18 protein-coding genes are annotated in these 26,723 nt (G+C 37.1%); 9 read left to right on the top strand and 9 right to left on the bottom strand.

The genetic code is table 11. The features are described from left to right. Positions 1 to 533: 533 nt before the first annotated feature. Positions 534 to 2,261 (bottom strand): Rqc2 family fibronectin-binding protein, encoded by a 1,728-nt coding sequence (locus tag BC008_RS12875; protein ID WP_027843065.1) that lies wholly within the window; start codon positions 2,259 to 2,261, stop codon positions 534 to 536. Between the two features lie 492 nt (positions 2,262 to 2,753). Here BC008_RS12875 and BC008_RS12870 point away from each other — a divergent pair, with 492 nt between their 5' ends. Then, on the top strand, positions 2,754 to 4,826 hold the full coding sequence (locus tag BC008_RS12870) for a protein kinase domain-containing protein (protein ID WP_027843064.1): 2,073 nt from the start codon (positions 2,754 to 2,756) through the stop codon (positions 4,824 to 4,826). A 184-nt stretch (positions 4,827 to 5,010) separates the two neighbouring features. On the opposite strand, the gene BC008_RS12865 is transcribed toward BC008_RS12870, so the two are convergent. The 6 genes from BC008_RS12865 to prfC all read right to left on the bottom strand — a co-directional run bounded on the left by BC008_RS12865 (position 5,011) and on the right by prfC (position 15,102). Further along, entirely contained in the window at positions 5,011 to 5,457 is a 447-nt protein-coding gene (locus tag BC008_RS12865; protein ID WP_407657054.1) for a GUN4 domain-containing protein, read from the bottom strand. A 77-nt stretch (positions 5,458 to 5,534) separates the two neighbouring features. Continuing rightward, the gene (locus BC008_RS12860) at positions 5,535 to 6,428 is read right to left on the bottom strand and encodes an effector-associated domain EAD1-containing protein (protein WP_027843063.1); all 894 of its coding nucleotides are present in this window, start codon (positions 6,426 to 6,428) and stop codon (positions 5,535 to 5,537) included. Positions 6,429 to 6,858: 430 nt separating this feature from the next. Further along, complete coding sequence (locus tag BC008_RS12855; RefSeq protein WP_027843062.1) at positions 6,859 to 8,163, bottom strand: glycosyltransferase family 4 protein; 1,305 nt, start codon at positions 8,161 to 8,163, stop codon at positions 6,859 to 6,861. A 1,312-nt stretch (positions 8,164 to 9,475) separates the two neighbouring features. Continuing rightward, positions 9,476 to 9,943 (bottom strand): RNA recognition motif domain-containing protein, encoded by a 468-nt coding sequence (locus BC008_RS12850; RefSeq protein WP_027843061.1) that lies wholly within the window; start codon positions 9,941 to 9,943, stop codon positions 9,476 to 9,478. Positions 9,944 to 10,601: 658 nt separating this feature from the next. Continuing rightward, the gene (locus tag BC008_RS12845) at positions 10,602 to 12,941 is read right to left on the bottom strand and encodes a M48 family metalloprotease (RefSeq protein WP_027843060.1); all 2,340 of its coding nucleotides are present in this window, start codon (positions 12,939 to 12,941) and stop codon (positions 10,602 to 10,604) included. Between the two features lie 532 nt (positions 12,942 to 13,473). Next, positions 13,474 to 15,102 carry a peptide chain release factor 3 gene (prfC, locus tag BC008_RS12840; RefSeq protein WP_027843059.1) on the bottom strand — a complete coding sequence of 543 codons (1,629 nt, stop codon included), beginning with the start codon at positions 15,100 to 15,102 and terminating at the stop codon, positions 13,474 to 13,476. Between the two features lie 155 nt (positions 15,103 to 15,257). Between prfC and BC008_RS12835 the strand changes: the two genes are divergently transcribed. The 8 genes from BC008_RS12835 (at position 15,258) to BC008_RS12800 (ending at position 24,506) form a co-directional block, all read left to right on the top strand. After that, positions 15,258 to 15,599 carry a DUF4870 domain-containing protein gene (locus BC008_RS12835; protein WP_027843058.1) on the top strand — a complete coding sequence of 114 codons (342 nt, stop codon included), beginning with the start codon at positions 15,258 to 15,260 and terminating at the stop codon, positions 15,597 to 15,599. Between the two features lie 1,079 nt (positions 15,600 to 16,678). Further along, positions 16,679 to 17,659: a porphobilinogen synthase gene (gene hemB / locus BC008_RS12830; protein WP_027843057.1), complete on the top strand. Its 981-nt coding sequence runs from the start codon at positions 16,679 to 16,681 to the stop codon at positions 17,657 to 17,659. Between the two features lie 494 nt (positions 17,660 to 18,153). After that, positions 18,154 to 18,471, top strand: a complete 318-nt coding sequence (locus BC008_RS12825; protein WP_027843056.1) for a helix-turn-helix domain-containing protein — start codon at positions 18,154 to 18,156, stop codon at positions 18,469 to 18,471. 816 nt (positions 18,472 to 19,287) lie between these two features. Continuing rightward, positions 19,288 to 20,271 carry an alpha-ketoacid dehydrogenase subunit beta gene (locus BC008_RS12820; RefSeq protein WP_027843055.1) on the top strand — a complete coding sequence of 328 codons (984 nt, stop codon included), beginning with the start codon at positions 19,288 to 19,290 and terminating at the stop codon, positions 20,269 to 20,271. Positions 20,272 to 20,818: 547 nt separating this feature from the next. Beyond that, entirely contained in the window at positions 20,819 to 22,237 is a 1,419-nt protein-coding gene (secD, locus tag BC008_RS12815) for a protein translocase subunit SecD (protein ID WP_027843054.1), read from the top strand. Then, positions 22,237 to 23,187, top strand: coding sequence for a protein translocase subunit SecF (gene secF, locus BC008_RS12810; RefSeq protein ID WP_027843053.1), 951 nt, complete (start codon positions 22,237 to 22,239; stop codon positions 23,185 to 23,187). The genes secD and secF overlap by 1 nt, the downstream gene beginning before the upstream one ends. 323 nt (positions 23,188 to 23,510) lie before the next feature. Beyond that, the gene (locus BC008_RS12805; protein ID WP_027843052.1) at positions 23,511 to 23,921 is read left to right on the top strand and encodes a hypothetical protein; all 411 of its coding nucleotides are present in this window, start codon (positions 23,511 to 23,513) and stop codon (positions 23,919 to 23,921) included. 108 nt (positions 23,922 to 24,029) lie between these two features. Then, positions 24,030 to 24,506: a GNAT family N-acetyltransferase gene (locus BC008_RS12800; protein ID WP_058183546.1), complete on the top strand. Its 477-nt coding sequence runs from the start codon at positions 24,030 to 24,032 to the stop codon at positions 24,504 to 24,506. On the opposite strand, the gene BC008_RS12795 is transcribed toward BC008_RS12800, so the two are convergent. Together BC008_RS12795 and BC008_RS12790 are read right to left on the bottom strand one after the other, a co-directional pair. Next, entirely contained in the window at positions 24,451 to 25,428 is a 978-nt protein-coding gene (locus tag BC008_RS12795; RefSeq protein WP_027843051.1) for a sensor histidine kinase, read from the bottom strand. The genes BC008_RS12800 and BC008_RS12795 overlap by 56 nt on opposite strands. A gap of 266 nt (positions 25,429 to 25,694) precedes the next feature. Continuing rightward, on the bottom strand, positions 25,695 to 26,285 hold the full coding sequence (locus BC008_RS12790; RefSeq protein ID WP_027843050.1) for an L-threonylcarbamoyladenylate synthase: 591 nt from the start codon (positions 26,283 to 26,285) through the stop codon (positions 25,695 to 25,697). Between the last annotated feature and the right edge of the window lie 438 nt (positions 26,286 to 26,723).

Raw genomic sequence — 26,723 nt, 5'->3', positions numbered from 1 at the left:
TCTCAAAAGAGTTAAACCTTATCCGGCGCGTTCCCAAAACGCATCGGGTAATGTTTCTTAACAATATTGTAACAGGCAACACAGATTTTTAGTGAAAATTTATCAAAAAAAGATAAGAGAAACTAAATCAACCTCTATCTTTAAGAAGAATTTACTTAGGATAGGGGGTTTTAGATTGGCAATTGGGTACTGGCGACTGGTGATTGGGTGAGTTTGCGCCGAGCAGAATTTAGTTGCAGCAATTGCGAGCGCTGGTAATTGGTATCTCATACTAAATCCGGATTAATTACCCCTTTTCAGAATGAGAGAGGGAAGTGTGGGAGGTGTGGGAAGTGTGGGGGGAAATCCCAAAAAATATAAAGGGGTTTTAAAAATCGGATTTGGTATCAATCTCCACTCGCTGTAAGGCGCGGACTCACCCCAATCCCCAATCCCCATATGCCGCTTGCGGCGGCACGCAGTGCTATCCCCAATCCCTAATACCCATATGGCTAACGCCACGCTATGCTAACGCCGTAAGGCGCGGGCTCACCCTAATCTCCCTCAACTAAATACGGTTTACCCCAAATAACCTGCTCTTGTTTATAAATCGCAATTCCCGGTTTCGCACCTTTAGGCTTATAAACATATTTTGGCTGGGTGTAAACCACTGGAACTTGTTTACTTTGACGACTGCGACTGTGATAAGCTGCGAGATTTGCAACAAATTGTAAATCTTCTGACTTTGGTGTAGTTCCAGCCTCCAATCTAAGTAGTACATGACTTCCAGGAATTTCCTGAGCGTGGAACCACAGATCGTAATCACCTGCTATCTTGAATGAAAGTTGATCGTTTTGGCGGTTGTTACGACCAATTAAAACTTCAAAACCGCCTGGAGTGTGGTATTGATGAAAATTGGTACTAGCTGTTTGAGTAGAACTGCGACGACGATATTCTGTATCTTCTAAATATTTTTGTCCCACTAACTCTTCACGAATCTCTTCCAAAGCTTGTAAATCTTCCGTACTTTGGTAATTATTTATTTGAGAAATAGATGCTTCAACTTGCTCTAAATAATTAATTTCATCCTTGACTTCTAAAAGTAAAGGTTCAACTGCAAAGCGAGCACGTTTAAGTTTTTGGTGTTTTTTATAAAGACCTTGGGCATTTTGAACAGCATTTTTATCGGGTTCAAGCTTTATCTTCACTGGTTCCCCGTTTTCAAAGTTAGGTAGAACCATCTTTTGAATTCCCGGTTTCCACTCATGCAGATGAGCCATTAATAAATCAGCTTTTTGACGATATTCATCTGCTCGATCGGATTGCTGCAAACGTTCCTCAAAGTTTTGCGCCTTCACACGCAGTTTGGTCAAAAAATTGTTGATTTTCTGATTTAATTGATGTTGCAGTTGGGAAAAAGCTTGTTGATTGAGTTTTTCCGTATAGTATTTGTCGATCAATACTTGGATATCTTGAACGGGTTCAACTCCACCCCAACCAAGAACTGTATATCCAGTTTTTGTCAAAGCCGGATTAAAGCTTTCTTGCTCCAAAGATTGCAACCAAACTCGCCAAGTTTGAAAAAGCTTTTGCCATTCCTGGGATGTTAACTTATCAGTATGAGTTTGAGGATTAATCTCCGATACTTGCAACATTGACTCAAGTAGTGATGGCGATATCCCGCGATAAGTCTTAAGTAATTGACGTTTAATACTTCCTGGTACTAAACTTACTCGTTCCCACCAACGCTCAAAAGGCTCACTTAAACTGGGAATACTGTTAGTTAAAGCAGGTGGAGCTTCATATAATTGTCCTGTGAGTACGGAACGGACGCTAGATTTTTGTTGACTGATTTGATGGGCAACAGTAATAATTTGATTGTTTGCATCGGTAAGAACCATGTTACTGTACTTACCCATAATTTCCACATATAGGTGATACAGTGGACTCTCATCGGGACGACGAGCAAATCTTAAATCAATCGCCCGCTCCCAAGGAGCAATAGTTTCTATTTCTATTAATGCCAAACCACCTAGTTGATGTACCAATTGTTGACTAAAAGTAAAAGTGTCTGGTTTTCGTGGTGGTGGTTCGCCAATACAAATTCTCGCAGCTTGAGGATGGCGAGAAATATCTAGCCAACTTCGCCCTTTGAGAGTACGCAACGCAATTGCAATAGTATATTTATCACGTTGGTGAACCTGTTCTAAACGTGATGGAAGCCAGCGATCGCGAATATCGCTGCAAACAGCTTTGAGAGTTGTATAGTCAAAAGTCTGCACGACGATCGCTCATATAATTACAAGTTTTAATGTTTAGTATAACTTTGAAGTAAGCTAACCCACGGCTTTTTAGTTGACATATATAATTTTTTTGCTGCAACTGAAGTCAATATCTAAAATCTCAGTACAGGACAAAAACTTACAAAAGTAAACAGGAAAAGGATTTCATAGAAATAACTCTTAATCACTAATATTCGTCTATCACCGAGACTGTCGAGTGAGAATCTCTTGGCAAATGTTTAAGGATTTATAGCTCTATATCCATTGCTCGACTTACCTTGTAGAATTTTTTTTATTCATTTTTTTTATTTATTCAGAATACCTGAAAAATGATAGAAGAGGGATATCTCAGGGGGTATCGAAATAGGAGTCCTACAATGATCGTAATATCTCAAGTAAACATAGGGTGATACTTTTGTTTTTGAAAATTTTCACATCGCCTTACATAAGATATTAACAAATGAAAATTCAATAGCTTAGAAAGGTTTTTTAATGTTTCAAGATCAAATAGGTACGTTTAAAAATTTACGTATTTTCGTTTCATCAACTTTTCAAGATTTACATAAACATAAGACGGCTATATTGAATTCTATAAACTCATTAGTTTCCTTCAGTGATGATGAATTCTACTGGCCAAAAGACGAATATTATTCTCATGGAAACTTCACAGATAGAGTAAAAAAAGCAGACTTACTCATAATAATTATTGCACATAAATACGGGTATATTCCAAAGGATATGGAGTATAGTGCCATTGAAGTTGTATACAATACAGCAGTAAAAAATAATATCCCCATTCTTCCTTTCATTATTGATGATTCTTATGCCTGGCCTCCGGCACTATTCGATTTTGAGCACAGGGAGAAGCTGAAAAAATTCAAAGCTAGAATCAAGGAAGCTCAATCGGTTAAGATTTTTTCAAGCCCTGATAATTTAGCAGGGCTTGTAACTGAAGCCATAGTTGATTTTGTAAATAAACATACTGGCATTAAGCTGATAAAATTTCCGGATTATGTTTCTCTTAAAGAGATATCTCTACATACTGAAATTACTCAACTTCCTGATATAAACATTTTACTTGGAAGAGCAGAAGATAAATTACTTTTTCTCCTTGAGATTAATCGTTCCAATGGATTAAATAATTTTTATGACAAACTTCATATTAGTAAACCAGATTTAACAGTAGAATTTCCGGATGCTATTTTTAATGAACTGCTTGTATCACTTAGCAAGCAAAAACGAATATATACTGTACATATGAAAAATGGTCAATCGGAAGAATTGTTTGTTAGTCAAAATAATTTATCTAATCTTTTTGAATCTTTGTTTTTTCGCATAGTTGATAGCTGTTCTTTATCAAATAAAAGAATAAAAACGAGAAGCAGTCTGATTTCTGAATCAGATTCAACCCTATATCAAGAAGAAGAACTATACGACAGAGATATTATTACTAACCCAGAAGTTATTGATAAAGTAAATAAAGCGGAAAAAGTTGAAGAATATGGAAATTTGGAATCTGTGGGAGGCTTAAATCGATTTCTCGGAATATCTCTCAATGACAATAAGTTATATTCTGTAGGTAAACAAAATGGTAAATGGGTAGAATGGCATCCTTTTATTTTAGAGTCACTTGAAGTAAACCTTCCGGATGTTTTCTTCAAACCCAGTATAAATTCTATTGCCGACCCATTAGAAATAAACCTTCCAAAGTCTCACTTCAAATCCGCATTAAGTATAGAAGATAAGAATATTACGATTAAACCAATTAGCTTTCTTGAAGAGTATCTCACATACAATGCTATGGAATATTTTTCCGATTATGGCGAATTCGTAAAAGAGATAGATTTTTACTTAGCTCGGCAATCGGTAGGCAATTTATTTCTCAAGATAGCTCAATCTATTGAGGATTATCATAAACAGAAAGTATTAGTACATGCGGATATTAAGCCCTCTAATATATTACTGTCTAGTGATGGACCAATAATTATAGATGGGTTTGATATAGCTGAAGGTGAAATTGCTCCAGGTTGGACACCAAATTGGTCTGCTCCAGAAGTAATTATGGGCGATCCTATTTCATTCAAATCTGATGTTTACTCATTGGCTAGGATAATGACTGATATTACAGGTGGTTATTTACTTGGTGAGGTGCGTAAACTTATGATACCTGGATTTTATGGAAGTTATAATACTGAAATTGATGTATTTTACAATCCCATTGTGCATATACCTTTACGAAGACACACTTTAAATAAAGAAGGAACCATAGAATGGAAACAATTTCTTCAGAGTTGTCTGCGTTTCGATCCTAATGAACGATTAGATATGAGCAAGTTTCTGTCTACTTTAGAAAAACTTTTAAGTAGTTATCCACTCAGAAACCGAATTAAGTTTCAATTGAAAAGTAAAATTTTTGCTGCCACTTTACCTAATGGTAATCATGTTGTTACACGAGTAATCTCAGATATATTTGAGCAGAATAAACCAGAATCTTCTAAAACTGTTACAAATCAGACGCATGTTCCATTAGACATTCCAACCACAGTAGACCCCTTTAATTACTGACTTTTCACGACATGTAGAAAAGGTAATTATCTGATTTTTTATTACTTTTTCAGCAGACCATAAATAATAGGATATTGTAGGTAATCAAGGTATTTTTTAACTCTTTATTATCGAAAAAATAATCACTAAAAACCCTTTTGTGAAAGTTCGGGTACAGAATTTGGGTTATAGTACAGAATGTAGCTTATAAGTCTTCGCGTGAGAAGAAACCTAGTGGTCTCAACACGAGTCTGGCAAAAGGTCCCCAGCAACTTGAGATATTAGGAGCCATAAAAGTTGGAAGGTGCCCTAAAGGGGCATTAATATTAAAAGTAATTTCTCGATAATACAACCACTGTTTAGTCAACATTCCTTTTCGCCAGCCAACCTGCTCACCAAACTTTTCATAGTCTCTCCCAACACTTTCCCAAATGCGCTTTTGCACGCTAAACCCGAAGCGCCTATTACTATTTTGTATCCAAAGTTGATTTATAGTACGGAGATCGTTACAGGGGAAATTATCGATGGATTCATTATTAAACCACCCTTGCTTCTCTCTATCGGCTGCTTTCAGCATAACAGCAAGAGTTTCCCGATCCGCTTCTTTCCATTGTTCAGCTTTCAGTAAATCTTGAAGATATGTATAGTCGATATTGTGTTCGCTACTAAGTTCATTTTTCCAGGTATTTTGAGTTTCAGTAATTAGTAGCTTCTCTATAGTGAACTCATTTAAGACTTTTTTTTTAAAACTGGTATCACTCCTTGTGAAATATTTTCCATTTCAATCGCAACTATGGCTTCATCAAAGGCTCTTTGAAACACATCTTTATTACCTGAATTTTTGTAACTCAACCCATCATAAAATCCTCTAGCGAACTCAATCGCTACTCTTTCTTTGATTGAATTATTCATACCAATTACATAATCGATATACTTGCTAATTGCTTCAGCAGGTTTTTCTGAATAACAAGCATTAAGCAAAACACATTTCACATAATCAAGATGCAATTTAAACAGAGATGTCAAAGCTTTTGGTGAAACAGGCTTATTATTTCCCACTTCATCTTCTAACAGTAATATGCCATCTTCCAAGCAATGTCCACAAAAATGAACAATTTGAGGCTGTTCTTCTGCAATAGCTCTACGAATATCTTGAGGACGGACAGCAGTTCTTGTCCTAATGTCAAATAAATCCCGTTTATTTGCTCTGCGGATAGCATCCTCAATTTCTCTAATTTCTTTATCCAAGCGGAGTCCGTGGGGAATTGCTGCTAAAATTAGGATTTTTTGTTGCTGAGTACTTTGTTGAATTGGAGTCTTAGGAGAAGGGACAGATAGTATTTCTTGATGATGATTTGCTAACAATTCTTCACCAATAGCTTTTAAACTTGGATTTCCAGGATTTGACTTACGTGCGGTATTAATTAAATCTTCAATCCAATTCTCAGCTTTTGATACTTTGATTAAATTAAAGACAATATCTTGTAAATTACTACCACCTACAATTATATCTAGACTTTTATCTAATTCAAAATATAACATTTTTTCCAGTGATGCCTTATCAGGAAAAGCATCCATTAAAGCATCCATTAATTTCCTATATTGTTGACCAGATAAATTCATCTTTTTTAATATAATTTATATCTAATCGAAATATTATTCGGCATTTTTAAAATCAGGAGGTTTTGCCTGGAATCTACTCACTTTCAGGATTCAAAGCGTTTGAGTAAACTACTTGCCGTCCTTACTATTACATTATATTGGGCTGTCCTAATTGGTAAATGGTTGCACTAACATAAACCTCTAACGATCAAAAAGCACGATCATAGAGCCAAAAGCATTTTTTGTTATGGTTTTGACTATCTTCCTTCCATTCTTCTAAATATTGATGAAAAAATGGCTTCTTTTATTCACACTCTACAATTTTTATCCTGTAATAAGATCTAAAACATCAAAAATCTAAAATATCAAAAGTAAACGGTAAAAGGTAAAAAGCAGTTCTTAGCTTTGCCTTTTAGCCATTACCGATTTTTGGATTATTCAGTTTTTTATTTTACTTCTCAATTAAACTTGGAGCATCTGCCGGTGTTATGTTTGAGATTTCTGTGTAAAGGTCACTCAACTGATGCGCTACACCATTCCAACTAAACTTAGTCTCAACTCGCTTTCTTCCTGCTTGACCCAACTTATCTCGCCATTGCGAATCAGAAATAATACGATCAATTGCGCTACAAAAAGCTTCCACATCTTTGGGTGGAGCTAATAAACCTGTTTCTTCGGGAACAACAGTAAACTGTAATCCTCCCACATCACTTGCGACAACAGGTGTCCCACTCGCCATTGCTTCAATTGCAACTAGACCAAAAGGTTCGTAATGACTCGGAACAACGCATACATCAGCTGCAGCGTAATACAATGGTAAATCTTCCTGGCTCAAACGACCGGGGAAACATGTCACCTGTCTCATCCCCAACTCATCAACAATATTTTCTATTCGTTCCCGTTCTCTACCATCACTTTGACCGGGACGACTACCACCAGCAATAATTAATTTGAGATTGGGTGAGTTAAATAAATTAGATTTTCGTATCGCCCGTACTAAAGTTTCTATACCTTTTCGGCGGTCGAAACGTCCTACATACATAACTATTTCTTCATCGAGGCTAAATTTCAGTTCATTACCTACAGTTTGAGCTTTACTTCTCAATTTAGCTCTTGCTGCTGCTTTATCAACACCACCAAAACGTTCAATATCTGTACCGCAAGGAATAATATCAATTTGACCTTCACTTGAGACCCAAGAACGCATGTGTTCTTCTTCTTGAGGAGAAGTAGCCACTATTCTCTCAGCTGTCTCTAATACATTTTTTTCTACTTCCAAGCGAGTATTGGCAATTAGGGGGACTTTATTAACAGTATTGTACTTTACTGCCCCTAAAGAATGATATGTATGAATTTGCTGACTTCCCTGAATTTGTTTCAATTGCATCCCAACCCAAGCAGATAACCAGTAATTGGTATGAATTAGGGGATATGTAAAATCATTTTCTTGCTGAAATTTCAGCAAATTATCCACAAATTCAGGTAGGTAATCAAAAATATCATCTCGTGGAACAAAATCTGTCGGACCAGCCTTCAAACGAATAGTTCGGCAATTCTCTGTATGCTCAACAATATCATCTTGTTGTGCATTTACTTTACGGGTAAACATATCAACTTTCCACCCTAGTTTCGCCAGTGCTTCACCCACGTGACGGACGTAAACATTTTGTCCTCCTGCTTCTTCTTTTCCTACCTCAATTGCAGGATCTCCGTGAACTGAAATCAAGACGATACGTTCTTCCGTTCTGGAGTTCATAGCCTTCCGATCCTCGATTTAAAGAGGTTTAAACTAGCGCCAAAGTTTCACCTTTGCCGTTCAACCTCAGTTGTCTATTTGTTCTAAGTAATATTTATTTTAATTTAAAACGTCTAATAAATTTACATTTTCGTTACTTTAATAACTTATGTGTTAACTATATTAAAAGATGCAAATTATACTTCTAATCCAATAATTTTGCTCAACTTTTATTTCCATCTTAATCTCAAAAATACTTGTAAAGTCTAATCATTATTACTTGTGGGGATATCGAACTATATATCTAATTGATACTTTTATTGTTTTTTTATACATTTAAACAAAAAATATTTAAAGTCTAAAAAGCAACTTTTAAAATAGTGTTATCACTTACTTGATTTGTACTCATAAAATGATTACTTGATGTCTTTATAAAAATTTATATTTTTTTAACATAATACCTTAATAGTTTTGATAAATAATATGATTAATTACCTCTTGGCCCTAGTGTATAAAATTTACGCTCTATTTATCGTGTTTTAATTAGCAACAAATCATACATTAGCTTAAATTCTCAACAGCAGGTTTCTCATTTATAATTATCATGACAACTGAAATGTCTTAAATTTTTCCGCTTTTCAGAAGCTAAAGATGATATGTGAATACGGTTCCTTAACGAAGTAGCATATGAAAACATATGCCAAAACCTCTTCTCGATCACTTCGAGACGCTTTCAGCGAACGCGGAACGCCTCTTAGGCATTTATCGCACCACCCAAGAAGAGATGTTAGCCAAATTATAAATTTTAAATATCAAGCTTGTAAGAAGAAATTATATGGTGGTGTGGCATTGAACGAAAAAAGCCCACACACCAATCTCCGAAAAATGTCTATTCAGAAAATTCCAGTTTGAACCAAAATGATATATTTGGGGTTCATAAGTTCTGACTCTATCAGCTTTACAGCACTCCCGTTAACTTTAAAGGCAGCACTCAAGCATCACATATACTTTAAAAAACAAATTATTGGATTTTTATATCAAGAAAAAATGATATATACCTGTAAACCTTATATAAGATAGATATTTTTAGATCGCCTTTGACGAAAAATTCTCTTATTTGGAAATATAAAAGTAACATTTTAGACAATAGATATATCTATGCATCAGTAATTTATGAACTGAGACTAGACATCTATTAAATAATCAGAAGTAAATAATCAGAAGTAGGTAAATATTTAAATTTTTCATTCGTTTTTAACTATTAAATTAAAAATTAAAAATCAAAGACAGAAAATACTTTGATTTTTAATTTTTAATACCCCAAGAAAACAAATTAATTTGTTGCTTGTGCAGCTAACATCTCCTTGAGTTTTTCTAGTTCTGCAGCCCAGCGAGGGTCTGGACGAACTGCATCGGAATCATGACTAGATGAAGAAGTCTCTTTTGGTGAATTACGACGAGATTTCTTCCCTTTCTTACCTTCTTTTTGAGGGCTACCAGCACCACTCGATGCTTTTGCAGCTTGTTCCTCGTTGTTTTCCTCTCCTTTGCTACGAGGTAGTGCCTTTTCGACTTTAATCGCAGTTTCTTTAAACATCTGACCATTATATTTTTCAATAATTTGGTCAGCTTTCTCATCATTATTGACTGTAATAAAGCCAAAACCACGGCATTTTCCAGTCTTACGATCTTTAATCAGTTTAGTTGTAACTGCATTACCTTCTTCGGCAAAAATTGCTTGTAGCTCTGACTTATCTATTACTTCTTTCGGCAAATTGCCTATGTAAAGGCGAACAGACATTTACTAGACCTCCACGGTTGAATAAACACAAACAGGTAAAAACAAAATTGGCTTTGACTGTTGCTACGTGCCTTTTGATAAATATTGCCATAAACCAATATCTTTTACTCCCAACTGCCAACTTTTTCAACACAGTTTTTTAATGGGATTGAGCTTGTTTTAGGCAGAAGCGCGCACAACGCTCATAATACCTTTATTCTATGARTTTTTAGTTTAAAAGCCTTCCATTCACTACCAAAAAATACTTAACTACCTTAATTCAGGGAATCAAACACCATTCCCTACAATATCACGCTATCCCAATTGCAGCTAGTTCAACTCACACATTTTGTTGCTTGAAATTTAAATATTGTACTATAAAATACATTTTGTCCAAAATCTAATATTTCAGAAACAAAAACCAGCCATCGGCTGGTAAATTCACTGCTGTGTTTGGGGAATTTAAAAGCAACTATTGGCGTATACAGTCTCAGAGATAGCTAAATTATATATATATCTAAAACTATTGTTAATAAACTTAACACTTCAAGGCATAATGTGCAACTTTTATTTATATATAGTCCCAAGCAATTTTAAAAATCCAGAACTGCAAAGTCGTGAGAGATTAAATGAGAATGGACTACTGTAAGTAAATTAGGGTTATTGAAATAACCCGAAGCTATCCTTTGAGAAAGATATAAGCACCTAAAGCAGTAAAGATGAAAGCAAAAATCATGGACCATATCGGATGAAGTCCATTAATCTTTTTACCACTTTGAGTTTTTAATATTTGAATATCAACCCAAGGTGTCGCACCCCGTCGCAACCAACCGCGAACTATGACTTGTCGACCGATAAAGTCCTGAGGATTAACTCCTTGTCCCAACCAGGAAATATGGTGTAATCGGAGCAAACCTCTATTAGTTTGTAAAATCAAATCTTGTCCTAAATAATTACTGGTACCACAACGACCAAGCAATTTCCCAGCAAGTAAAACAGCATTACTATCGATTGGAAGCGAAGCTGGGTTGTTTAAAACGTCGATAAAATTTTCGTTAGTTTGGGCTGAATTGGGTTTAATTTCAGGGAAGAACTGGTTGATTCTAACTAAAGTTCCAATGCTAAAACCAATTAAAATACAGCCTAAGAGGAAATTCCAATCATCATATATCCACTTTAGATTCAAAACCTCAACAGTATAAGCAATTTGCCACACTAACCAAATGCCAAAACCTAATACCAAGCCTAAAGGAATTCCCCACCATGGTGCCATACCAATAAAAAAAGACTGATGTCGAATTTGCAATGGTTGTTGTTTTTCTATACTTAGCTCTGTTTCCAAACGCCACTGACGAGCAATTTGACATAGGCGTTGAATGCGATGTCCTGTGAGAGGATGACTGCTATTAGCAGCAAACCACCAACGATAGGGATTAAGATATTCCCACATTAAATAGGACTCGAGAGCAATGTGGGGTGCGGTACTCCCCAAAGATAAACTTTGTTTGTGTCCCAGTGGTAAAAGTAAATTCAAGCTTTCTAGCAAATAACTAGTTTTTTCTTGTTTTTCAATGTCTCCAGCAATTCCAATTGCCATTTTAAGTAAAGCACGAATTGCAGCGTTGGGGTGACCTGTAATTTCTGCGGCGCGGCGATCGCTATAGTAATGACGTAACTGGGAAAACCATAAACTGGTACCAGTCAACACATACCAAATACAGTAAAAGAAATTGGCGAAAACCCCTAAAAAGGAACGTCCAATTTTGTTTGGTAACCAGTCCCCCCAACCGGAAATAATTTGGTACAAACCATAAATCGGTAGAGTCACCAACAGGTAAAGGGAGGTTAATCCAACATCACCATAGGTAATATGTCCCAATTCCATTCCATAAACTGCAGCTATCTCATCATTTTCTAGTTGGTCTAAGAGTCCTTGAGTAACTACAATCCTAGCGGTGCGGGGCAAATGTCCATAGGAATAGGCAAATGGAGCAGATTCTTGTAAGACAAATAACGGGGGTAATTTCCACCCTCTTTGCTGACAGTAACGTATTAATAGTCGATTAGCTGCAGGGCTATACCTGTTTAGTTGCTCTTTTTGTAAAGTTTGCTGGGGATAAAACTTACTCAATAAGATATCCAATAACCAAGGAGAAGCTATAGCAAGAACAATAACAACTGCTAGTAAGAAGTAAATTGGATCGTAATAAAGAAACTGTAATGATTCCACAAACGGCAACCAGTTTAAAAGATAATTGACTGATTCCATCAATAAAACCAGTAAAAATCTCATTGTCCAGAACAATGCAACCGATGTTAGAACCATCACTACCCTCAGGAGAAGCAGTTTAGGTTTCGGTAAAGGTTGCCACATTTTTGCTTTTGGTGCTTTTCGCCAGTGGACAGTTACTCCCCTAACTGATAGTTCGTTACTAGATTTAGTTTCTTCAAATGCGACGGTAGATTCTTGTTCATTGTTGGTTTGATTATCTTCAGGTTTATTTTCCCTGGTTTGATGATTTATCTTATGTTGCTGCCTCAGGGATTTATCTGTGTGAAATATATCTTGACTACTTTCACTGTCTGGTACTTCAACCACATTAGAAGTATCCTGAGTTACAAGCCGTGATGAAGATAAATTCTCCTCAAGCAGGTTAGAAGCAGAAGCTGAATTATCAAAAGGAATAAAACCCGTGGCTTCAGGTATATTTTCTGCTTGATTCTTTGATGTTAATTGTTCTTTAGAACGCTTAGCCCGCAGTTTTTTTAAGGAAAGATTCGCCCATTCTCTCACTTCTTGATTATCACTTTCACGCAGATCTTCACACAGAGAAATGGCTGTGCTAACTTCACCGGTCCGGGAATAAGCCACAGCTAGCCCGATTGTTGCTTGTAAAACATCGGAATAATTAGTTGACTGACTGATGAAGCCATCTAATATAGTTATTGCGGCTTGGTAATCTCCCTGTTTGAGAGCATTTAAACCAGACTGAAGTGATAGTTCGGAATGTGATGGCATTGGAACTGTAACTCAATTATTGGACACAGCCACCCATTATTTTGACCTTTTGGGTAACTCTTAGTCTACTAACAATAGGAGGGTAAAAAACTGGTAATTTCTAGCAAAAGCCCAAAATATAACCATCAGCCACATGGATTTAAATTGAGTTTTCAATCTAAATGCTGATAACTTTTTTGCCCAGAATCACACGATCTAATTACTTAAGGAAATATTACTCAGCGGGAAAACCAAAAATAAATATTCCCAAAATATTCTCATAATCATAGCTTTACTTGCAGGATGCGATCGCACTCCACCTTAAACAGGCTAAAAACCCAATACTAAAAACTCAATATTCTATTTACATTTATTGGAAATCGTCAATAACTTGAAATGCAGAGTAGTCAAGTAGGTTATGCAGTAAATAGACTGTTAGCCGGAATTCATTTTTATTATTTGGGAATCAATTCATAGTTTGGCAAAAGTGGGCGAAGGTCGCCCTTGATAATTCGCCTTTAGTCGTTCGCCCTTAATAATTTGCCTTTAATACTTATGCTTTGGTGGGCTGTTTCCCAGAAACAACTGGAGCAATATTATTTAATTTTAATTCTGAATGATCTTGCTGTAATTGCTGACAATTCCATTCGTTACGGAACAGTAATACCGGACGTCCCATACTATCTTTGACAGTAGTTGTATTGAATAAACGTCCCACTTTCTCCAAGGCTTCCCAACCACCTTCAACCCAACGGGCGACACTGTAGGGTAATGGTTCTAATCTTGTTTCGATTCCATATTCTTGAAGTAAGCGAAATTGTACTACCTCAAGTTGTAACTGACCGACTGCTGCTAAGATTGGGTCACGCTTAGCTTCATCTACGGAGTACATAATCTGTACTGCTCCTTCTTCTCGCAATTCTGAAACACCTTTCTGAAATTGCTTGAATTTTGAAGGATTGGGGTTACGAAGTACAGCAAATAACTCAGGCGAAAAATAAGGTATTCCCTCATATTCAAGCTTTTTACCGGTATATATTGTGTCACCAATTGCAAAAACCCCAGGATTATTTAAACCAATTACATCTCCAGCATAAGCGTACTCAATCGATTCTCTTTCTTGGGCAAATAATTTCTGTGGTCGGGAAAGACGCACATTTTTACCAGTACGGGCGTGATTTACCGTCATATCTTTCTCAAATTTTCCCGTGCACACCCGAATGAATGCTACCCTATCCCGGTGTTTTGGATCCATGTTCGCCTGCAACTTAAACACAAAACCGGAAAAATCTGGGTATGTTGGTGAAATTTCACCCAAGGTACTTTGACGTGCGGTGGGCTTGAGAGCATATTCAAGAAAATACTTTAAAAATAACTCCACCCCAAAATTAGTCATCGCACTTCCAAAGAAAACAGGTGTCATTTTTCCTTGGTGCACCAAATCCAAATCTAGTTCTGGTCCAACACCTTCAATAAGTTCTAATTCATCTTTAAGTTGATAGTAAAGTTCTTCTTCTATCAGTTCTTCTACTCTTGAATCGCCCAATTCTAATACATTTTCTAAAGCTTCACGGCTACCGTGGGCGCTCCTTTCAAATAAATGTATTTGCCTCCCGTTGCGATCAAATACTCCCTTGAAGCGATCGCCCATACCGATCGGCCAATTTACAGCATAGGTCATTAAACCTAATTCTTGCTCGATTTCGTCAAGTAGTTCTAAAGGTTCCCTTCCGGGGCGATCAAGTTTATTAACAAAAGTAAAGATGGGTATACCCCGCATCTTACAGACTTCGAACAGCTTTCTGGTTTGTGGTTCCAAACCTTTTGCTGCGTCAATTAGCATCACAGCATTATCTGCAGCAGCCAAAGTCCGGTAAGTGTCTTCACTAAAATCTTGGTGTCCGGGAGTATCGAGTAAATTGATATGGGAATTTTGGTACTCAAACTGGAGCACAGTGGAAGTAATAGAAATTCCTCTTTGTTGCTCCATTGCCATCCAATCAGAAGTTGCTTTGCGCTGCGCTCTTCTCGCCTTCACAGAACCAGCTTCGTGAATTGCTCCTCCGTATAACAGCAACTTTTCTGTCAGGGTTGTTTTTCCCGCATCAGGGTGGGAAATAATCGCGAAATTACGACGCCTGTCTACCTGTTGAGTAAGTTCTGACTCAAGTTCAGTTGACATATTAGTTGACATAATTTGAGTTAAATGTTTATGAGATGCGTTACTTTAATTAAATTAAATTTTCCTACCTAAAGCTGGAGTTTTTATCTTAAGACAACAAAGCTCGTGCTAGTGTCTTAATATTGTCAAAAATCAGCTAAAAATCGGAGAATCGAATGTACGACACGGAGAGCCGAAGATTTTTATCAGCACTGTGTCATGGCGCTATTTTCTTTAGTTGTTTGGTATTATCAATCGGCGTACCTTTTTTCATCCTGTTTATTAGTAACGACCCAATGGTTAAGAATAATGCGAAAGAAGCTATCAACTTCCACTTTAATGTATGGCTCTATTTCCTGATTATTACACCTTTGGTTTGGGTCACCCTTGGTTTGTTAGGGATACTATATGGGGTCTGGTTACTTCTCCATTGGGGGCTTACTATTTGGGCGTTGTTTAACGTTCTAACGAATCCAGATAAACCTTTTCGCTACCCTTTTATTTTCCGTCTTATATAACCCAAAAGCTACAGGTTCGAGCGGAAGTCAGCTAGTATTGAACTCAAAATTTTAACCGAAAAAGTAAATTCACCACGAATCGATAATCAATATTTTTCTGTTTGCATCCTTGGCAAAGGAGTTTAACTTATGAAACTCAAGGCATCAATTCAAACAGTAAATTAAAATTTCCAATTCAAAAAGTAAATTCTGTATTTATTGCAGGTGGACAGCAAATTAAGTGGCAAGTATTCTGGTGTCAGTAAATAATATTTCCAGATATATTAAGTTTTGAATTGGGATAGAGATTATTTAGTGTTAGCAGAAAATTTTTCTGTTATATTCTCTCCGAGCGATAGTTATAGTAAATACTTTTCCAGTCCTTAAAGTAATTGAATGCATTTCCCACATAAGTGTAAAGGAATATAAAGATAGGTTTGGAAAACTAATCCCTTAGGTCACACTGATACCTAAGATATAGAATTTAGCCGATAGTGGAAATTTATTTACTTCTCTAAGATTAGTTTCCTGGAGCTAATTTTCTAGGTTAGTTTCCTGAGGCTAATTTTCTAGGTTAATTTCCTGAGGCTAATTTCCTGGGGTTATTACTTAGGTTTATTTTGACTGATCATAATTAACTATTCACCCAAAAACTATTCACCCAAATTGCTAGTTATAGGCAAAATTTTTGAGATTATCTCATATTCTCCCTAAACTGCCCTTAAAAAAGGCGAGTTTGAATTAATTTTCTCCCCTATTAGGGGGTTCAGGGAAATCTAAATCTGACAGACTTGTAACTAGTGACTTACGTTATTTCCGGGAAACACAGCTCCAATCAACAGTTCTCGTAGCGATAAATTTACCTGATGGCTGATAGATTGATGCTTTGTATTCTGCTTTGATCGATTTTTTAACATTTCAGCTTAACACTCTGACTGTAAAATACAAAATTGCCCTACAACTCTCGATCTAAAAAATTGAGCAGTAGGGCAGAGGCAAGTTAAGCGCTGATTCCAGTCTGTCCGAGTAAAGCGAATTTCTTGCTTTATCATGTGACGCTTTATTTATTGTCCGCTCTAGCTTTTAGTTGATAAAATTTTATGTTTCCAACTCATCGACCTCGTCGTTTGCGTACCAGTTCTCTACTACGCCAGATGGTACGAGAAACAATACTTACAACAAACGATTTAATATATCCCTTATTTGCAGTTCCAGGAGAGGGAATTGCCAAAGAAGTGAAATCTATGCCTGGGGTATATCAGCTATCTGTAGATAAGATAGTTGAAGATGCCAAAGAAGTTTATGACTTAGGAATTCCGGCAATTATTTTGTTTGGGATCCCAGATGAAAAAGATGATGATGCCACTGGCGCATGGCATGATTGTGGAATCGTACAGAAAGCATCTACTGCTGTTAAAGAAGCAGTACCCGAATTAATAGTTGTTGCTGACACTTGTTTGTGCGAATACACCAGTCACGGTCATTGTGGTTATTTGCAAGTTGGAGATCTAAGCGGACGGGTTTTAAATGACCCAACCTTAGAATTATTGAAAAAAACTGCGGTATCTCAAGCTCAGGCTGGAGCTGATATTATCGCTCCTTCAGGAATGATGGATGGTTTTGTGCAAGCTATCCGTGCAGGTTTAGATGAAGCTGGTTTTCAGGATACCCCTATCATGTCCTATGCAGCGAAGTATGCATCATCTTATTATGGTCCATTCCGAGACGCGGCTGAATCGGCACCCCAGTTTGGCGATCGCAGAACTTACCAAATGGATCCAGCTAACGCCCGCGAGGCAATTAAAGAAATCGAATTAGACATTGCTGAAGGTGCGGATATGCTTATGGTCAAACCGGCTTTATCATATATGGATATCATCTGGCGAGTTAAGCAGGCTTGTAATTTACCAGTTGCAGCATATAACGTTTCCGGAGAATACTCCATGATTAAAGCTGCAGCCCTCAATGGCTGGATTGATGAAGAAAGGGTAGTGTTAGAAACTCTAACTAGTTTTAAACGTGCCGGAGCCGATTTAATTTTGACTTACCATGCTAAAGATGCTGCTCGTTGGTTAAGTTAAATCCAGGGCGAATACAACCAATAAGTAATAATTCCAAATTATCAATCTCTCGAACGCAGCTATAACAGGTTTAATTTGACGGGCGATCCAAGCAATTTGGGTTAGAAGCCGCCAATCATAACTTGTGTAGTGGTGAATCGAGAGATTGAACTTATTTATGTAGATAGGGGATCGATAAATTCATATTCACCGGACTATAGGATGTTATTTTCTCCATGTCTTTTATCCATATCTTTTATAAATTACTGATGAGTAATAATAAATGAGAAATGTCTATTTTTTTATTGCCACTGTGAAAATACTATTATCTACAAAGATGATTTTTAAAATTACTATGAAGTTTTCGGTATAATCCGCAATAAATTTGCCAGGAAGTACACTGATGGCTTATAAAATAATATAGTTAAAAAAAAATTGTCGATTGACTATTTTTGTCGATTGAATGACCGATTTAATAAGCCAATTCTGTTGTAATAAAGAGGGAGCAATTAGGTATGGATATGCAAGTCCTGAGAGAACGGGCGGGTCTTAGCCGGACTGAAGTAGCCTTCAGGCTTGCAATAAGCGAAACTAGTGTTCGCAATTGGGAAGCAGGACGTACTGAACCAACCATGACACCTAAGAAATATTTGGAAGCTATACGCCTGTTTAAATGCACGCCAGAAGAGTTGGCAACGGCAAGTGAAAAGTCTATAAATCAAAGACATAAGCGTAAACCTGGTAGACCCAGGAGATACCCAGAAAACGGTGTAAGTCAGTCTCCGGCTATTAGTCAGATGAGTGATTCACCCATTTATACTCCAAATATTTAGTCTTAATTTTTTAGTGCTTCGAGCTGATTTTATCTATATATAATTTCAGTTTGTAATGTTTGCTTCCCATCAAGCATGTCTGAACAATTTTAAGTATTGAGAAAAGTAAAAAAATAGGTTGAGCAGTATAAATGTGATCTTAAAGGTTACTTATTTATCTGCTTGATAAGTAAGGTAGACGTTTTTTAGCGTCTATTTTTTTTTGATATTAGAATGCAAGTAACTGTTATTAGTGATGTTGCCAAAGCACTGTAAAGGATAAAAATCAAAAATTAATTAATGGGGCAGGTGTAATTGATAAGATAAATAACTAGTGAAAAGATTTGTTTCGTATGAAGTACTTTTGATGAAGTAATTTTTTTGAGTTGGAAATTTTAACAGTAACTCTTAACTTAACTGTATGATTAAAGCTTCAGAAAGTGTAAAGTAGAGAATTTTTACCAAATTTGTTTGAAGTCTGAGTATGGGAAATTTTAGATACATTGCTCAGAATTACAAGGGCGTGACAAATATAACTACTTACGTACTTAACAGCAGTGCAAATTTTGTGATAAATTTTTCGTTCAGTAAGTCCTACGACAACCTTGAAACACCAAAATGTAATTTATCCTGCATTCTCTTTCTAAAACATAGCGTTCGTGCAATTGGAGTTTCTTTAACTAAGCTAACATCATTAAAGCTTGTTTGATGTACTAATAACAGCAGGTTAATACTGGTATTTTCAACCTTAGTTGTCTGTATAAAGACATATCGCTGACGATATTTTCAGCAGATGCACGATAAGATTCTAAAACTATAGGGTAAATAAAAGGTCTCATGGCTCAAACTATATTCTTTAATGCTCTGCGAGAAGCAATTGATGAGGAAATGGCTCACGATCCAACAGTATTCGTTCTTGGTGAAGATGTTGGTCACTATGGTGGTTCTTATAAAGTAACCAAAGATCTTTATAAAAAGTATGGAGAATTGAGAGTTTTAGACACACCCATTGCTGAAAATAGCTTTACTGGCTTAGCTGTTGGAGCAGCCATCAATGGTCTGCGACCAATAATTGAAGGTATGAATATGGGTTTCTTGCTTCTAGCATTTAACCAAATTGCCAATAATGCCGGAATGCTACGTTATACATCTGGAGGAAACTTTAAAATTCCAATGGTAATTCGTGGTCCTGGTGGTGTAGGAAGACAACTAGGAGCAGAACATTCTCAACGTCTTGAGGCTTACTTCCAAGCAGTACCTGGGCTGAAAATTGTTGCTTGTTCTACGCCCTATAATGCTAAGGGTTTGTTAAAGTCTGCGATCCGCGACAATAATCCAGTGTTATTTTTCGAACACGTATTACTTTATAATCTTAAAGAAGAATTACCAACAGAAGAATATTGGCTGCCGTTGGATAAAGCAGAAATAGTTAGGCCAGGGAAAGATGTCACCATTTTAACCTACTCCCGCATGAGGCATCATACTCTACAAGCATTGAAAACCTTAGAGAAACAAGGTTACGATCCAGAAATCATTGATTTGATATCTCTTAAACCGCTAGATTTAGAAACTATTGGCAATTCTATCCGCAAAACCCATCGAGTTATTATCGTTGAAGAGTGTATGCGGACTGGCGGTATTGGTGCTGAATTAATCGCCTCCATCAACGAACGCTTTTTTGATGAATTAGACGCACCAGTGGTAAGACTTTCTTCCCAAGATATTCCTACTCCTTACAATGGGACTTTGGAAAGATTGACAATTGTGCAACCAGAACAAATCGTAGAAGCAGTAGAAAAAATGGTAGCTTTGCGCGTTTAAAATCGGGGACTAGCGACTGGGGATTGGTGAATAGTACCGCTGCGCGGAAGTCAAAAGACGTCCTCCGGACACGCTTTGCGAACAAAACAGACTGCGCCCGTAGGGCGTTAACGCAGTGGTGGGGCGTAAGCATGGGGCGTAAGGTAAGCACAGCAAAAGTCAAAAGTATTGTCTTATCTAGCTTTTAACTTTTATGAATAGTTGCTTTATTCCGCCGACCTGCACTAGTAAGAAATATTAAGTTGAGAAAATTACTGGTTTCATTTCTAATTCCTGACCCCTCATTCCTAATTTTCATATTGTGTTATGCACACTTGGGTGTATTGGGACGCTAACATGCTACGTATGTCTAAGATACACTACCAGTTAAGAGAGTGGGAGCCATCTAGGTGCTAGCACCAATCCCTTATCCCCGAGTTCCCACGGAGAACCTACACCCGGTTCCTGAAACGATTGCTATGCTTACGTCTGTCAGGACGTATTGTTATACCAATCCCGGTTCTACTTGAGAAAAAGTTATGATAACCTTTGTTACACAATTGAAGGTATGCAAAGACAAAAACCGCTATTAATTTTAATTTTTGTATTGGTCTTTGCCGCTATTGCGGTACTCGTAAATTTTAATGTACCCCTTGGACTAGACTTACGAGGTGGTTCGCAGTTAACGATTCAGGTAAAGACTACCGAGAAAATCAAACAGGTTAGCGAACAGGATTTGGAAGCTGTTCAAACAGTTCTGGGAAATCGAGTCAATGGTCTTGGTGTTTCCGAACCAGTCATTCAGTCGGTGGGAAATAATCAAATCTTGATTCAATTACCCGGAGTGGATGACCCCCAATCAGCAGAAAGAGTTTTAGGTACAACTGCACAACTAGAATTCCGACGTGAAAACCCTGAAAAAATAAAACTTTTAACAGTCAGACAGGAAGAACTGAGAGAACTGCTGACTAAACAACAAGATTTGCAAAAAAAAGAGGATAAAGCCGCAATTGAAGCAAACCAAGCCAAAATTGCTGAGAAACAGAAGCAAATTCTTGAAGGACAACAACAACTATTTGAAAAAACCGAATTGACCGGTGAATATTTAACAGATGCAATAGAAGAACCACTTCGTGCTGGTGGTGCTTGGGCTGTTGCAATCAGATTTAATAATAAGGGAGGTCAATTATTTGCTGACCTCAGTCGGGAAGCAGCCCAAAACTCTACTAGACTGGGCATTTTCCTTGACGATCAATTAATTAGTGCACCCAGTGTTGGTCCCGAATATAAAGATACTGGAATCACTGGAGGTAGCGCTCAAATTTCTGGGAGCTTCGATTCTAAATCGGCAAAAGAATTGGCATTGCAATTGCGTGGGGGTTCATTACCTTTACCGATTGAAATAGTCGAAAATCGTACTGTTGGCGCTACTTTAGGGCAAGATAGCATTAAAAGTAGTATATTTGCTGGTTTAAGTGGTTTGGCTTTAGTTTTGGTATTTATGGTTTTCTACTATAGACTACCGGGGCTGATTGCTAATATTGCTTTAATTATTTATGCTTTACTTACTTGGGCTTGTTTTGCTTTATTAGGTGTAACTCTTACACTACCAGGAATTGCTGGTTTTATCCTTAGTATAGGAATGGCAGTAGATGCTAATGTTTTGATTTTTGAACGTACCCGGGAAGAACTACGCGCAGGAAAGAGTCTGTATCGTTCTGTTGAATCTGGTTTTTATCGAGCATTCTCCAGTATTTTAGATAGTAATGTTACTACACTAATTGCTTGTTTGGCCCTGTTTGTTTTGGGTGCAGGTTTTGTTAAAGGTTTTGCTCTTACCCTGGCGATTGGGGTATTGGTGAGTATGTTTACAGCAGTTACTTGTTCTCGGACATTGATGTTCTTGGCTATTACTATACCTTCATTGCGGAAACCGGAAATATTTTGTCCCAATCTTCCTAGTTCGAAAAAGGCAGAGGTAGCTTGATGAAAATTAGTATAAATAAATCACGACCACTTTGGTGGGTTATTTCTGCTGTCATTATTATTGCCGGTGTGATGTCAATGGTAATTTCTTGGCAGCAAATTGGTTACCCCTTGCGTCCCGGCTTAGATTTTGTTGGTGGTACCAGATTACAGGTAGAACGAGACTGCAGCAAACCTGAGAATTGCAAACAAGCAGTTGATATCGCTACAGTCAGGGAAGTTGCAAAAGAACAAGGACTTGGGAATAGCAGTATTCAAATTAGTGGTAAAAATGGCGTCTTGATTCGGAGTAAAACTCTGAATGTTGAAGAACGGAGCAAACTACAAACTGCTTTGAGTGAAAAGATTGGTGAATTTGACCCCAAGAAAACACAAATAGATACTGTGGGTCCAACTTTAGGGCGGCAATTATTTTCTTCTGGAATTAAAGCTCTAACCGCAGCATTTATTGGTATTATTATTTACTTAGCCTTTCGATTCCAGTTGGATTATGCTGTGTTTGCTATTGTCGCAATATTTCACGATATCTTAATCACTGTTGGAATTTTTTCAATTTTAGGTTTGGTTGGAGGTATAGAATTAGATAGCTTATTTATTGTTGCATTGTTAACGATTACGGGCTTCTCGGTCAACGATACCGTAGTGATTTATGACCGAATCCGCGAAACACTGAAAAATGATTCTGGGCGTCCAATTGCGGAGGTAGTGGATGATGCTGTCAACCAGACCTTACCTAGATCTGTAAATACTACACTAACAACATTATTGCCATTGTTTGCCATTTTTCTATTTGGTGGCGAAACTCTGAGAAATTTTTCTTTGGCATTGATTATTGGTTTTGCTATGGGAGCTTATTCTAGTATTTTCATTGCTAGTACTCTTTTAGCCTGGTGGCGCGAACGTTATCAACAGGAAGCAATTCTGGAAAGTAATCAGTCTGTTGATGCTTAACTTTAACTTTAACCTTAGAGGAGAAGTCTTCCATGCAGATTATTGCTCATCCAGAATAAAATCTGTGAACAAAAGGATCCTGAGACCTTGGGAAAATCCTATAAGGAAGAAAGCAGCAAGTTAAACGTCAATTTTGTACAAAAACGTGCAATCTTGTATAAATTTTATGGAGCAGAAGAGAAGTTCAGCAAACGGAGAAAGGGTTGGTAAATTGAAATTTGCGAGAATTAACACTGGTAAAGCAAACCTACTGCGAATTGATTACTCAAATTTTGAGTTTTAAACCCTAACCCAAGCATAATCTTCTCCTCTCCTTTATAAATATGGAACAACAACCCAAACAAAACTCAATTAATCATGAGGACAATTCCGATCCTGAGTTCGAGCGACAAGTTCAAAGGTTATACGAACTAACTGTCTACAGTAGATGGCTACTAATTGTATTTGTCTGGCTAACAATAGTACCTATCTGCTTGTGGAATTTACGTATGGAAATTGCACTGTGGAAAGAATATTTTACATTTGCAGCAGTTAGATACGGACTTATATCCCATCCACTTGCAGCCTTAGGATTAGCTTTTAGCGTCGGAATGATACTCGCAGTTTTGATCTGGCAAAGTCGCAATATCTTGTTCGGTCTGTCATCTGAAGAAAAAAAGCTTTTGGAAGATCGGGTTTGGCGGATTCGCAAACAAGGCTCCAACCATCCTTTATGGAAATGGATTTGTAACTAAATACAGATTTTCTTTAGTTTTAATTTTTTTAGTTTTAATTTTTTTAAAGATATATTTAGATAAGTACTATATAGTGCTTGCTGGAAGTGCTCTTAAAAGGTATTTGATATGAAATCTACTCAGATTCGCTTTAGCGATCGCAAATCTGACATTGACCTCGTGCAACTGCAAAAACTATTTAATCTTGCAGCTTTCTGGGCAGAAAATCGAAAGGTTAGCGACCTGAGTACTGCAATTGCTAATAGCCAACCAGTGGTTAGCGTATGGGATCGAGCAAAAATGATCGGTACTGCTAGAGCAACTAGCGACGGAATTTACCGGGCTACAATCTGGGATGTTGTTGTTCACCCAGAGTATCGTGGTATTGGTTTAGGAAGTAAATTAGTGGAGACTATTCTGAGTCATCCTCACATCAGAAAAGTAGAAAGAGTATATTTAATGACTACTCATCAGCAAAGCTTCTATGAAAAAATTGGTTTTCAGCAAAATTCCACAACTACAATGCTACTTTATCAAGATGCAGAGGAAACTAATTTTCCGACTCAGTTGCTAGAGACTCAACTTCAGAATTCGCTCGGGGGATAGATACCTGAATTCTTGTTAAAGTATCTACTTCGTGATGATTTTCAGGCAAAGATATAACTTCCAATTTGCCCTTCATAGTGTCCAATAAAGTTTGATTCAGAAGCAATTTCATTCCTGAAGAAGTTCTCCCATCATTTTCATTTATGGTTATTGCCTTGCGCTCTGAAATATTACTCACTTGAGGCTGTTGTTTAACAGATGAAATTAATCCTACTGGCTCTTGATCGAGTAATGCATGATTTGGCACATCTAACCATATGTGTATCATGTCATTGTTGATGGAGTTTATAGCAGAAAGACAAATCTTACCTTCCTCCATATGGGCGATCGTAGTTGAAACTAAGTTATTCAAAACTTGACGTAACCAGCCCTTATCAGCAAAAGCATAAATTTCTGGTTGTGGTGACTTAACTGTGAAGGGAAAATTGCGATTTGCCGCCAGCATGTAATTTAATTCATAAACTTCTTGGAATAGTTTACTAATGGGAACTGGTTGCGTATCTAGTTTATTTGCACCATAATCAGCTCTGGCTACCTTCAAAATCTCATCAAGTAATTTCAATAATATTAGAGCCCGTTCGTGAGCCTGAGAAATAAACTCCCGCTCTTCCGATGGGCTTTCACACAAGTCTTCTAAAATAAGTTGATGTAAGCCTATTAATCCATTAAGGGGCGATCGCAACTCGTGGGTAACTCGAGCTAAAAATCCACCCTTAAAGTCGCTCATTTCTTGAGCCATTTGATAAGCAAGTTCATTATATTCGTCCGTATTATTTATTGTTGATTTAGCCAATAAATCTTTTGGAACAGATGAATTGTTATCCCAAGTTTTTTTTTGCTTACTTAGATTTTGAATGAGTTTACTAATACCCAAACCAAAAATTAATCCTATAAGTAAATATATCCAGTTATCCCAACACATAATTCAATAACTATTAATCCATTAAATGATTATTCTTTTAAATCTTGAAGTAGGAAGCATAAATATTAAAAACTGTAAATTTTAAAAACTGTAAATTTTAAAAACTGTAAATTTTAAAAATGCTGGCAGCCTTTAGTCTATCTTTTCCCGTCAGGGCTATCTAATTATAATCAGTTGCGACCAAAATTTTAATTTCAGATTAATAGGTTAATTCTAATCAGGTGAAAGAATAAAGTCGAATAAATAATATTCAAAATACAAAATACTTACGTATCTAAAATTACCGAGCCTTCGCGTAATATTTTCCAATTATTCCCGTCCCATTTTGCGACTGTAGAGGGTTGACCCGTACCCATTTCTAATTCAAGTGGCACTTCCTGGGGAGATAAAGTAAGTACATTAGGAAATGTTGCTGCTATTTCAGCCATCCTTCGCAAAGGCGGTTGCCCCGATAAATTTGCACTAGTGGTTGCTAAGGGTCCGGTTTGTACAAGAATTTTGCGAGCAATTTCACTATCTGGAACTCGAACGCCAATTGTAGTGGGATCGGTAGGGTTGAGAGATGCAGGTATTTTTTGTGATGCCGGAACAACTAAAGTTAATGCTCCAGGCCAGTAATTTTGTGCGATCTGATGCCAATTGTCTCGCTCGAAATCGGCGCTTACGTAATCCCAAAGCTGAGAAATATTTGCAGCCATCAGAATCAAAGGTTTCTTTAGACTGCGCTGTTTAGCATTAAATATTAGTGATGAAGAGCTTGGGATTGTTGCCAATGCCGGCACGGTGTCCGTAGGGAAACTAGCTAACTGACCAGAGCGAATACCAGAAACAAGTAAATCAAAAGAAACTAATGGCATATTTGTCAATACAAAAATTATTATCAATATTAAGATTACGAGAATATAATCTCAAGAAAATAAAATACTAATAAAAATAATTGATACCAAAACTGATAATAGTTAAAAGCGTATATAGTAATCGTATTTGATTTATAAACGGGTGACTCCTGTAGAGACGTTGCAGAGCCTGCAGCCTCGGTGCTACCCCTAACGAAAACTTGGACAAAACTGCCCAGCCTATCTCCTTACGGAGACGCTACGCTAATGCTGCGCGGGGGTTTAACGCGTTGCAAAAATGGGTTATTTGTATAAAATCCCCCGCGCAGCAAGCCAAAATTAGTGGAAATACAGGGTAACTTTGGGTAAGGCTGGGCAGTTTTGTCGTATCCCCTCAAAATTCCGGGGTAAGGAGTTACTCAGGTATCCATGACCAACCAAAAGGATTAGAAGAGGACT

Origin of the sequence: Mastigocoleus testarum BC008 (assembly GCF_001456025.1) — a bacterium.
Taxonomy (GTDB): domain Bacteria; phylum Cyanobacteriota; class Cyanobacteriia; order Cyanobacteriales; family Nostocaceae; genus Mastigocoleus; species Mastigocoleus testarum.
This window is presented reverse-complemented; position numbering and strand designations above follow the sequence as displayed.

What these genes read in the sequence shown, in the direction of transcription:
- BC008_RS12870 (WP_027843064.1), top strand. Translation starts at nt 2,754, where the DNA reads ATGTTTCAAGATCAAATAGGTACGTTTAAAAATTTACGTATTTTCGTT.
- BC008_RS12860 (WP_027843063.1), bottom strand. Translation starts at nt 6,428, where the DNA reads ATGAATTTATCTGGTCAACAATATAGGAAATTAATGGATGCTTTAATG.
- BC008_RS12855 (WP_027843062.1), bottom strand. Translation starts at nt 8,163, where the DNA reads ATGAACTCCAGAACGGAAGAACGTATCGTCTTGATTTCAGTTCACGGA.
- BC008_RS12850 (WP_027843061.1), bottom strand. Translation starts at nt 9,943, where the DNA reads ATGTCTGTTCGCCTTTACATAGGCAATTTGCCGAAAGAAGTAATAGAT.
- BC008_RS12845 (WP_027843060.1), bottom strand. Translation starts at nt 12,941, where the DNA reads ATGCCATCACATTCCGAACTATCACTTCAGTCTGGTTTAAATGCTCTC.
- prfC (WP_027843059.1), bottom strand. Translation starts at nt 15,102, where the DNA reads ATGTCAACTGAACTTGAGTCAGAACTTACTCAACAGGTAGACAGGCGT.
- BC008_RS12835 (WP_027843058.1), top strand. Translation starts at nt 15,258, where the DNA reads ATGTACGACACGGAGAGCCGAAGATTTTTATCAGCACTGTGTCATGGC.
- hemB (WP_027843057.1), top strand. Translation starts at nt 16,679, where the DNA reads ATGTTTCCAACTCATCGACCTCGTCGTTTGCGTACCAGTTCTCTACTA.
- BC008_RS12825 (WP_027843056.1), top strand. Translation starts at nt 18,154, where the DNA reads ATGGATATGCAAGTCCTGAGAGAACGGGCGGGTCTTAGCCGGACTGAA.
- BC008_RS12820 (WP_027843055.1), top strand. Translation starts at nt 19,288, where the DNA reads ATGGCTCAAACTATATTCTTTAATGCTCTGCGAGAAGCAATTGATGAG.
- secD (WP_027843054.1), top strand. Translation starts at nt 20,819, where the DNA reads ATGCAAAGACAAAAACCGCTATTAATTTTAATTTTTGTATTGGTCTTT.
- secF (WP_027843053.1), top strand. Translation starts at nt 22,237, where the DNA reads ATGAAAATTAGTATAAATAAATCACGACCACTTTGGTGGGTTATTTCT.
- BC008_RS12805 (WP_027843052.1), top strand. Translation starts at nt 23,511, where the DNA reads ATGGAACAACAACCCAAACAAAACTCAATTAATCATGAGGACAATTCC.
- BC008_RS12800 (WP_058183546.1), top strand. Translation starts at nt 24,030, where the DNA reads ATGAAATCTACTCAGATTCGCTTTAGCGATCGCAAATCTGACATTGAC.
- BC008_RS12795 (WP_027843051.1), bottom strand. Translation starts at nt 25,428, where the DNA reads ATGTGTTGGGATAACTGGATATATTTACTTATAGGATTAATTTTTGGT.
- BC008_RS12790 (WP_027843050.1), bottom strand. Translation starts at nt 26,285, where the DNA reads ATGCCATTAGTTTCTTTTGATTTACTTGTTTCTGGTATTCGCTCTGGT.